The sequence below is a fragment of the Candidatus Sulfotelmatobacter sp. genome (assembly GCA_035498555.1).
In the GTDB taxonomy this organism is placed as follows: domain Bacteria; phylum Eisenbacteria; class RBG-16-71-46; order RBG-16-71-46; family RBG-16-71-46; genus DATKAB01.
Genome location: DATKAB010000102.1, coordinates 1 through 9,250, shown reverse-complemented (window position 1 = coordinate 9,250; position 9,250 = coordinate 1). Strand labels below are relative to the sequence as shown.

At 69.5% G+C, this 9,250-nt stretch carries 9 protein-coding genes; 2 read left to right on the top strand and 7 right to left on the bottom strand.

Features of this window, described 5'->3' with window-relative positions; genetic code table 11:
* The 6 genes from VMJ70_09340 to VMJ70_09315 form a co-directional block, all read right to left on the bottom strand.
* Positions 1-579, bottom strand: a 579-nt coding sequence (locus VMJ70_09340) for a ribonuclease H-like domain-containing protein (GenBank protein HTO91322.1), incomplete at its 3' end; no start/stop codon positions are given.
* A gap of 8 nt (positions 580-587) precedes the next feature.
* Complete coding sequence (locus VMJ70_09335) at positions 588-1,346, bottom strand: methyltransferase domain-containing protein (GenBank protein ID HTO91321.1); 759 nt, start codon at positions 1,344-1,346, stop codon at positions 588-590.
* A 10-nt stretch (positions 1,347-1,356) separates the two neighbouring features.
* Positions 1,357-3,729, bottom strand: coding sequence for a DEAD/DEAH box helicase (locus tag VMJ70_09330; GenBank protein ID HTO91320.1), 2,373 nt, complete (start codon positions 3,727-3,729; stop codon positions 1,357-1,359).
* 78 nt (positions 3,730-3,807) lie between these two features.
* Positions 3,808-4,917, bottom strand: a complete 1,110-nt coding sequence (locus VMJ70_09325) for a hypothetical protein (GenBank protein HTO91319.1) — start codon at positions 4,915-4,917, stop codon at positions 3,808-3,810.
* Entirely contained in the window at positions 4,854-5,879 is a 1,026-nt protein-coding gene (locus VMJ70_09320; protein HTO91318.1) for a hypothetical protein, read from the bottom strand. The genes VMJ70_09325 and VMJ70_09320 overlap by 64 nt, the downstream gene beginning before the upstream one ends.
* Before the next feature lie 177 nt (positions 5,880-6,056).
* On the bottom strand, positions 6,057-7,331 hold the full coding sequence (locus VMJ70_09315; protein HTO91317.1) for an Ig-like domain-containing protein: 1,275 nt from the start codon (positions 7,329-7,331) through the stop codon (positions 6,057-6,059).
* An 86-nt stretch (positions 7,332-7,417) separates the two neighbouring features.
* Between VMJ70_09315 and VMJ70_09310 the strand changes: the two genes are divergently transcribed.
* Both VMJ70_09310 and VMJ70_09305 read left to right on the top strand, forming a co-directional pair.
* Complete coding sequence (locus VMJ70_09310) at positions 7,418-8,158, top strand: NRDE family protein (protein ID HTO91316.1); 741 nt, start codon at positions 7,418-7,420, stop codon at positions 8,156-8,158.
* Positions 8,159-8,173: 15 nt separating this feature from the next.
* The gene (locus VMJ70_09305) at positions 8,174-8,902 is read left to right on the top strand and encodes an SDR family NAD(P)-dependent oxidoreductase (GenBank protein HTO91315.1); all 729 of its coding nucleotides are present in this window, start codon (positions 8,174-8,176) and stop codon (positions 8,900-8,902) included.
* A gap of 8 nt (positions 8,903-8,910) precedes the next feature.
* Here the strand turns inward: VMJ70_09305 and VMJ70_09300 are convergent.
* Positions 8,911-9,250 (bottom strand): hypothetical protein (locus tag VMJ70_09300; GenBank protein HTO91314.1); only part of this gene is annotated, 340 nt, incomplete at its 5' end.

Genomic DNA, 9,250 nt, shown 5'->3' with positions numbered 1-9,250 from the left:
CAGCCTCACACCGTGCACCACCGCCCGCCCGCGCAGGAACGGAGCGTCGTAGGAGCGCCCGTTGTAGGTGATCAGGAATTCGAACGAGCCGGTGAGCTCTCCGAGCGCGCGCAGCAGCGTCGCTTCCTCGCCGTAATGACGAGCGAAGTACTGGCGCAGCACGAACGTCTCGCCGTTCCAGTGCATGGTGCCGGCGAGGAATACCGGGCTCGACGACAACCCGCCCGTCTCGAGATCGAGGAACAGCGCACGCGCGAGCCCGGCCTCGGCCAGAGCCTGGAGCAGAGGCTCGCTCGCGGGCGGCGGATCGAGCCGCCCCCAGCTCTCGCGAGGCCTCTCGAGGTCGGAGCGGAGCCGCTCGTGCACGAACACGGCACCCGACTCGTCACGCCACTCCCCGCCCTGCAAGAACGCCTCGACGCCGGTGGCCAGCGCGGCCTCGACGCCCTCGGCTTCGCGCGCCGGCCGCCGGCGTCGCGCCGGCTGCCCGCTCTCGGCCGCCGCCCGCGGCGCGGCCCGCTCGCGGCGCGCGCGGGTGAGCGCGCCGAGTCGCTCGCGAAGCCTGGCGTTGTCCAGCATCGTGGGCTTCAGCCCGCCCGGCGCTCGGCCAGCAGCACGAGGCGCGGGCTGTCGGGCACGTAGCTCGAGCGATCGGCGCCGCCCCACACCTCGAGCCGTTCGAGCCCATGCCGGTCGAACATCGCGGTGAGCTCGGCGCAGGTGTAGAGGCGCACGTCGTACTCCTTGACCGGGCGGGGACCGCTCTCGGGATCGATCAGCGTCTGGCGAACGCGTACGCGCGAGGTCACCGGATCGAGGGAGCGCTCTTCCATGAGCAGCGCGCCGTCGTCGCGCTGATTCCAGGTGCGCCCCGGCGGGCTGGCGAGCAGCGAGTCGCGATTCACCAGGTCGAGCAGCAGGCGCGCACCGGGCTTCACGGCGCGCGCGAGGCGTTCGATCACGGCCTCGTTCTCCCGATCTCCGTAGTAGCCGAAGGAAGTGAAGAACGAATAGGCGCCATCGAATGTGCGGTCGAACTCGAGCTCGCGCATGTCGCGCGCCAGCCACTCGACCTGCACGCCCGCCCGCCGCGCCTCGGCCGCGGCGAGCTGCAGGTAGGGCTCGCTCAGATCCACGCCGGTCACGCGAAAGCCCCGGCGCGACAGCTCGACCGCGTGCCGCCCGTGCCCGCAGGCCAGATCCAGCACCCGCGCGGCCGGAGGAAGCTTCAGTGCCTCGACGATGAAGTCGGCCTCGTCGCGCGTCCGCTCGGCGGTCAGGAGCGGCTGGTAGATGCGCAGGTACTCTTCGTCGAAGAACGTCACCGGCCAGTCGGCGTGAGTCATCGGCGCTCCCTCATCGCTGGCTCAGCCAGTGCCGCAGCAGCACCTGCGCCGCCTGCTTGCCGGGGATGTCGCGTCCGCGCCCCAGATCGGGATCTTGCTGCTGCGCCGGGCGCAGGATCGCGAGCCCCACGCACGCCGGACAACCGCCGTCGCAATCACAGGCCTCGAGGTGCGCGAGGGCGCTCTCGGCCAGCTCCTCGAGGCGCGCCCAGCCCTGCTCGCTGAAGCCCAGCCCGCCGGGATAGCGATCGAATACGAACAACGCCGGCTTTCCGAGTTGAGACGAATCGATCATCCCGCCGAGGTCGGAAGGATCGCACATGGCGAGCAGCGCGAGCAGCTTGAGGAACAGATTTCGGACCCCGCTCAATCCCTCGACCGGGTTCCAGCCGGCGCGCGTCACCGCCGACCACGCCTCGGGGCCGGGCGCGAACCAGAAGCCGCTGGTGTCGAGAGTCAAGCGCGGCAGTGCGAGCGGGTGATAGCCGATCGCGTCGCGCGAATGGAAGCGGATCTTCTTCATCGCCAGGGTCTGCCACGAATAGGTGACGTCGCCGAGATGGACCTGCTCGCCGGCCCAGGCGCGGTCGCGCGCCTCGGCACGGACCTGAATGCGCATGTCGAGCACCGGCTGGGTGTAGTAATCCACCTCGCGCGGCTCGACGAACGCCACTTTCTGCTCGAGATCCAGCTCGCGCACGAAGAACGTGTCGCCCTCGTGCAGGTAGATCGCTTCCGGGTAGAGCAGCTCGAGCGCTGAAATCGCGTCCACGGTGCCCATCACCCGATTGCCGTCTTTCGCGTCCATGATGGTGTAGGTGTCGTCGGAGATGGTGCGCAGGTTGACGCGGGCCGCCGGGAACTCGGAGCTGGCCCAGTAGCCGCGGCCATCGATGCGGCGGATCTCGCCCGACTCCTCGAGCGCCTCGAGCACCGGCGCGGTCTGCACGCCGAAGCGCGCTTCGTCGCCGGGGCCGAGCGGCAGCTCGTGCGCGGCGCAGGCGAGCTGGCGCGCCAGGATGTAGGGATTCTGCGGATCCACGCACGCCGCCTCGGCCGGCCGGCCGAACAGGAAGTCGGGATGGTGCATGAGGTACTGGTCCACGGTCTCGTTGTAGGCGACCAGCATCGCGATCGAGGGCCGGCCCTGCCGCCCGGCGCGACCGGCCTGCTGCCAGATGCTGGCCAGGGTCGGCGGCGCGCCGATCATCACCACTGCGTCGAGCCCGCCGATGTCCACGCCCAGCTCGAGCGCGTTGGTGCTCACCACTCCCCGCAGCTCGCCCGAGAACAGCGCGCGCTCGATCGCGCGCCGCTCCTCGGGCAGATAGCCGCCGCGATAGGGCTTGATGGACTGGGCCAGCTCGGGATGCGTGGCGCCCAACCGCTCGGTGGCGTAGCGATACACCAGCTCGGCCGCGACGCGGGATTTCGTGAACACCAGCGTCTGCGCGCCGTGCTCGATCAATCCGGCCATCAGCGCGCACCCTTCGCCGTTCGAGGAGCGCCGCTCGACGCGCGCCGCGTCGACGTAGGGCGGATTCCAGAAAACGAAGTGCTTCTCGCCGCGCGGCGAGCCGTCATCGTCCACCACCGTGACCTCGCGCCCGGTCAGGGCGCCGGCCAGCTCGCCGGGATTGCGCAGCGTGGCGCTGCACAGCACGTAGCGATATTCGGCGCCGTGATGCGCGGCGACGCGCTCCAGCCGTCGCAGGACGTTCGCGACGTGCGAGCCGAAGATGCCGCGATAGCTGTGCATCTCGTCCACCACCACGTGACGCAGCCGGCTGAAGAAGCGCGCCCACCGCGCGTGCGCCGGCAGGATGCCCTGGTGGAGCATGTCGGGATTGGACAGGATGACGTTGCCCTCGTCGCGCAGCCGGCGGCGCGTGGTGGCCTGCGTGTCGCCATCGTAGACACCGGCCATGAGCGAGCGCGTGAGCTCGGGGTGACCGCCGGTGAGCCGCATCAATCCCTTGAGCTGGTCCTGCGCGAGCGCCTTGGTCGGAAACAGGTAGAGCGCGGTCGAATCGGGCTCGCGCAGCAGCGTCTCGAGCACCGGCAGGTGGTAGGCGAGGCTCTTGCCGCTGGCGGTGCCGGTCACGATCACGGTGTCGCGCCGCGCGCGCAGCGCCTCGATGGCGTGAACCTGATGCGTGTACAGCTTCGAGATCCCGAGTCCCTCGAGGGCGAGGCTCAGCGGTTCGGGCAGCGGCAGCGACAGCTCGCCGTGGCGAGCCCGGCGCGCGGGCAGGGTCTCCCAGTGGGAGAGCGCGCCACGGTGCTCGCCGCGGGCTGCCAGCGAGCGCAGCCAGTGCGCAAGCCCGTCACCGGCCGGCGCGTCGGCGTCGAGTGGCAGGAAGCTGCCGGTCCTTGGCTCCATGGCTCGCGAGTATACGCATGTGCAGTGAGTTTGGGGAGGGTGGACTGCCGGGCACCGTCGAACGCCCGGCAGTCCGCGCTACTCCACGCTCCGCGTGGTGGGCGTGAAGCCGGTGATGGTCCAGCGGCCGGCGCGCCCCTCGAAGGTCACGCGGTAGGCCTCCTGCTCGCCGCGGAAGAAGACCATCTCGTGCGCCGTCTCGTCGCTGCTCGGCGCCGCGCGCCACAGCCCGCGCGGCTGGTTCCACTGGAGCCGCCGCGCCTGATCCCAGAGCGAGGCGTCCGCCAGCTGCGCCATTCCGGCGTCGCGATCGTTCTCAACCACGGCCTGGATGAAGCGCACGAAGGTCGAGTAGGGCGAACCCACCTCTTCGTCATTCAGGCGCATGAAGCCGGCGTCGGTCCAGACGAAGTGATGGACTTCGTAGACGTGCGGGCAGGTGCTGCACTCCTCGAACAGTTTCGCGGGGCGCCAGGTGCGCGTGTGCAGCTCGAGCGTCGTGTCTTCCATCGCGAACTCGCCGCTGCCGAAGCCGCCGAGCGAGTCGGGCCCCAGCGTTTGCAGCAACGAGAAGGTCCCGCCTGCCGCGGCCCTCCACGCCATCAGGATCGGCTGGCGGCCGGCGCCGCTGCGGCGGAGAAACAACGAAGCGACGCTGACCGGCGGCGTCGGGGTGGTCGGCAGCGCCGCGAGCGCGGAGAAGCGCAGGTCGCGGCCTTCGAGCAGCTGGAGTCGCGCGCCCCGCTCGCCGAGCCAGAACAAGTAGGGCCACGAGCCGTGATCCGGGTCGGAACGCGAAAAGAGATTGACCAGCACCGCGCCGCCGCTCGCTCCCACCTCGCCGCCGATGCCCAGCGAATCGAGCAGCGTGCGCGCGCGTTCCGACCAGCTGGTGATCGGGCGGCGCCTGAGGTCGGAGAGCAGGACGGCGGCGGTGAGGCGCGCCGCGTCGTCGCCCGCGCCGCTGTCCCATTCCTCCTGGGCGTTCGCGATCGCGGCCGCCACCGAGTCGGCGTTCATCACCGCCGAGCTGTCGGCCGGAAGCGGCTTGTATCGCCCGTGCGGCTGGCACCCGCAAAGTGCGAGCGCCAGAACGGCCGCGATGAGTGTCGGCCGGCCGCGCGTCAGCGGACCTGCACCTGCGACGATGTCGCGACCTTTTCCCGGATCCAATCGCTGATGATCCATCGCCCATCCTTGACGACGAAGTGCACTGCCCAACTCGGAGCGTCCTTGCCGGTCCCTCGGCGTATCACCATCCAGTGAGGCCAGGTCTGCCCCGGCTCCACGTTGACCACCTGATAGATCCCCCGCGGCCCACCCTTGTCCCAGCCGTTCGTGATCGCCTCGTTGACGCGCGTGGGATTGATGAGGAGCCTGGAGGCCGCGGTGCGATTGCCTTCGCGCAGCAATCGGGTGAACAGCAGGAACGTCGAGTACGGCGACGGCACCAGCCGGTCTTCGCTGATCTCGAAGCCCCTGTCGCGTTCGGTCCATGTCCTTTCGGTCACCAGTTTCGGACAGCCCTCGCAGGTGATGAAGAGCGAGTCCTGAACCCCGATCGTCCAGGTGACCAGCTCCGGAATCCCATCATCGTTGATGTCGGCGAAGGCGAAATCGCCCGGACCTCCCATGTCGGGCCCATGGCCCGGGTACTGATCCGCCATCCAGAAGTACCCGTTTTGGGACAACCGCAGCAAGGTGAGCAGGAGCGGCCCCGATCCGTGGCGGGCGTTCTCCATGATCGCCCAGCTGTAAGGCTTGGTCTCGTAGCCGGTGCGCCACACGCGCATGAAGACGTTGCGGCCGCTGGTGAAGCGCACGCCCTGAATGCGCAGATCCTGGCCCTGGTACCAGTAGAGGAAGCCGGTGACATCGGCGGTGCTCCGGAACGGATTGCGCACCATCAGCACCGCGAAATACGGCATCTCGGGATCGGTCGAAATGGTGGTGTCGAGACCGAGCGAATCGATCACCGGCTCGACGGCGAAGGCCTGGGCGAAATTTCCGCGTCCCAGCGAACGCAGCAGCGTGCGTCCGATCTTGCCCACGAACTCGTAGGCCACGTAGTTCGTGCCGCCCAGGCTGTCGCCGGTGTTGGTGCGGAACATGGAGCGGGCGCGCACCGCCCAGGCGGTGATCGAGTCCATGTCGGAGGGCATCCAGGGCCGGACGTGGGGCGCGGCGGCGGCCGGAACGGAGAGCAGGGCGGCGGCGCATACGACGAAGGCGAGCGCGAACGCGGGCAGGCCGACACGTCGGCGCCCACCCGGCGCGGGCGGAGCTTCGATCATGTCAGGCAGTGGAACGTGAGCGGGCGCCACGCGTCAAGGCGCAACTGTGGCGAACGGGGCCGGCGGCGTCCGGAAGTAGTAAAGCTTGAGATACGGCGCCCGCGCTGGCTGGTTCAGGTGCGGGCTGACATAGGAGACGCGCAGGCTCGAGGTGAGCATGTAGCCGAAGAAGCCCCCGCGCCGGACGCTGGCCTCGACGTGGGACACCAGCAGATCCGAGGAATAGACGATCCGGGAGCCGCCCACGCCACGGACCGGGGCGAGCGCCTGCCCCAGCGCCGGCAGGTCGGTGAGGAAATTGAGGCCCGGCTTGCAGGGATGAAGCCAGGGCTGTTTCGACGACCACAGCGTGAGCTGGCCGGTGTTGATGCGCGAGGCGTTTTGGTCGAAGACGGACGCCTCCATTCGCGCCTCCGCCAGATGCACGTCTGCGGGGAGCGCGGACAGCGGGAATAGCAGCCAGCACTGGTAGCCGGGAAAGCTCACGAGCGAGTCGGAGAGACAGTTCTGGAACGGAAACGCCTGCGAGGCGGACTGGGAATTCCAGGCGTAATCCGAGGCGGCGATGATGAGTGAATCCACCTGGGTGCTGGCCGGCAGCGTCGAGAATCGCTGGACCGTCCCGTCGAGATGCTCGCCGGTCGTCGCGTTGACCACCGTGATCGACCAGAAGATGGTGCTCTCGAGCGGCCAGCGCGTGGCCGGCAGGTAGTAGGCGGTCGAGACCGTCGCGATCGGCGTGCCCGAGCGCGCGGCAATGGCGGCCGAATCGGCCCCGGCCCAGATCTGATAGCTGATCGTGCCGAGCCCGGCCTCGGTCGAATCCCACGACAACATCACGAACGGCGATTCGTTCGGGGTCCCGGCGATGGGCCGCGGTGTGGTCGGCCGACGCAGGCTGTTGGTGGTGAACTGGAAGAACCAGCCGTCCGGTCCGAACGAGACTCCGTCCGCGGTCAGAACCGCCGACGTGAATTCCACCGTGTAGGTCTTCCGCAACTCGAGGGCGACTTGCGGGAGAATGCGAAGCACGAGCGTCCCCGGATTCCAGGCGAGAGCGATGGGCAGTCGGCGCGTGTCCTGCTTCAGGAACACGGTGGTCGGGGTCATGGTCGAGGGGTTCATCGGCGTCGAGAACTGGACGCGGATGTCGCTGTCATAGGGCACGCCGGTGGCGCGTGCCGCCGGCTGGGTGCTCGCCACCTGAGGCGGCGGGGGCGGCGCCGGCGCGGCGGGCGAGTGTGCGGACGAGCTGCAGCCCGCTCCCGCCAGCACCAGCAGCACCGCAAGGGAAAGTCGTCGCAACATGATTGGAGAATTGTAGGACGGAACAGCGGCCGATTCCCAGCGCCGCCCGGTTGACCCCTTCATTCTTCCGTCCCTAACGTGGGGCCATGTGCACGGTGGTATTCGGCTGGAACGCGCTCGGCTCCGACACCCTGCTGCTCGCCGCCAACCGCGACGAGGATCCTCGCCGGCCCTCGGCGGGGCCGCGGCGGCTGCACGAGTCGCCGCGCGTGGTGGGCGGCATGGATCTGACCGCGGGCGGCACCTGGCTCGCGATCCGCGAGCGCCGATCGCTGGTGGCGGTGCTCAACCGGCGAGACCCGGACCGTATTTCGCCGCCGCCGCGTCGCCGCTCGCGCGGCCTGCTCGCCCTGCAGATCGCGGCCTCCGGCAATGGCGATCCGCGGGTCTGCGCCGAGGCCGCGCGGTTGCTGCTGGGCGCCGACCTCTACGCGCCGTGCTCCCTGCTGATCGCGGGCCCGGAGGCGGCACTGCTGGTCTCGCACGCCGGCGGCGGGCCGCCGCGCGTCGAGAAGGTCGCCGCCGGCTGGCATGTCATCACGCATCAGGAATTGGATGACGCGAGCGAGCCGCGCGCCGCCTGGCTCGCGAGCGAGCTGGCGCGCTTCACCCCGCGCGATCGTGACGAGGCGGAGCGGCAGCTCGATGTCTGGCTCGCGAGTCACGGGAATCCTGGGCCCCCGGTCTGCCTGCACGAAGGACCGGTGGTCACGGTCTCGACCAGCCGTGTCTGGCTGGCCGCCGATGGCGTCGGCTACCGGCACGGCGAGGGCCCGGCGCACGCGGCGACGTGGACCGACTGGACAACGCTGATCACCGAAAACTGAGCGAACGGAGAACTCATGAAGCTCGAGAATCAGGTGGCTCTGATCACCGGCGCGAGTCACGGCCTCGGCCTGGCGATCGCCCGGGCGCTGTCCGGCGAAGGCGCGGCGATCGCCGCGCTGGCGCGAGGCGGCGAGAAGCTCGACGAAGCGGTCGCTTCCCTGCGGGCGGCCGGCGCGCGCGCGATCGCGGCCCCCGCCGACGTCACCCGCGACAGCGAGGTGGCCGGCGCGGTGAAGACGACGCTCGAACAATGGGGCCGGCTCGATCTGGTGGTGCTCAACGCCGGCACCTGGGCGGGAGCGCCGATTCACGAGACCACCGAGCCGCAGTGGGACGCGCTGCTCGATCTCAACCTCAAGGGCGCGTTCCTCACGCTGCGGCACACGCTGCCCTGGCTCATCCAGCAGAAGCGCGGCATCGTGGTTGGCATCTCGTCGCTGGGAGGGCTGGTGGGCCAGCCGGGCTCCGCCGCTTACGCCGCGAGCAAGTGGGGACTGCGCGGACTGCTCGAATCGGCGGCGCTGGAGGTGAAGCCGCATCACGTGCGGGTCAGCATCGTCCATCCGCACAACATGAACTCCGCCGGCCGGCCGATCGCGCCGGGCAGCGAGGAGCGCGATCGCAATCTCGAGAACGCCGACGTCGCCGCGATGGTGCTGTGGATCTGCACCGCTCCCGAGTATGTGAGCGTCGGCAATGTCTCGGTGTGGCCCATTCACGCGGGGATTCGAGCGCAGTTGTAGGGCCGGTCTCATCGGATCAGCACGAACTTGCCGATCTGGTGTCCCTGGCTCGAATCCACCGTGAACAGGTAGACGCCCGACTCGACGTCCTGCCCGTTGCGCGAGATCAGATTCCACGGCTCCTGTCCGTCCCCACTGCGGCCGTCATGTATCAGCTGCGCCACGAAGTCGCCGGCCAGCGTGTAGATCTTGATGGTGCTGACGCCTGCCGGCAGATGCATGAAGTCGACGTGGCGCGGCAGCGGATCGCCGAACACCGCCGGCCGATCCCAGCCCGCCTGAGCCTTGTAGGGATTCGGCACCACCGTCACCTTTCCCGCCTTCGGCGCCGCGGCGGTGTGCGGCGTC

Excerpts from the sequence above, each read along its gene's own strand:
- VMJ70_09330 (HTO91320.1), bottom strand. The coding sequence starts at position 3,729 with ATGGAGCCAAGGACCGGCAGCTTCCTGCCACTCGACGCCGACGCGCCG.
- VMJ70_09335 (HTO91321.1), bottom strand. The coding sequence starts at position 1,346 with ATGACTCACGCCGACTGGCCGGTGACGTTCTTCGACGAAGAGTACCTG.
- VMJ70_09325 (HTO91319.1), bottom strand. The coding sequence starts at position 4,917 with ATGGATCATCAGCGATTGGATCCGGGAAAAGGTCGCGACATCGTCGCA.
- VMJ70_09320 (HTO91318.1), bottom strand. The coding sequence starts at position 5,879 with ATGGACTCGATCACCGCCTGGGCGGTGCGCGCCCGCTCCATGTTCCGC.
- VMJ70_09305 (HTO91315.1), top strand. The coding sequence starts at position 8,174 with ATGAAGCTCGAGAATCAGGTGGCTCTGATCACCGGCGCGAGTCACGGC.
- VMJ70_09310 (HTO91316.1), top strand. The coding sequence starts at position 7,418 with ATGTGCACGGTGGTATTCGGCTGGAACGCGCTCGGCTCCGACACCCTG.
- VMJ70_09315 (HTO91317.1), bottom strand. The coding sequence starts at position 7,331 with ATGTTGCGACGACTTTCCCTTGCGGTGCTGCTGGTGCTGGCGGGAGCG.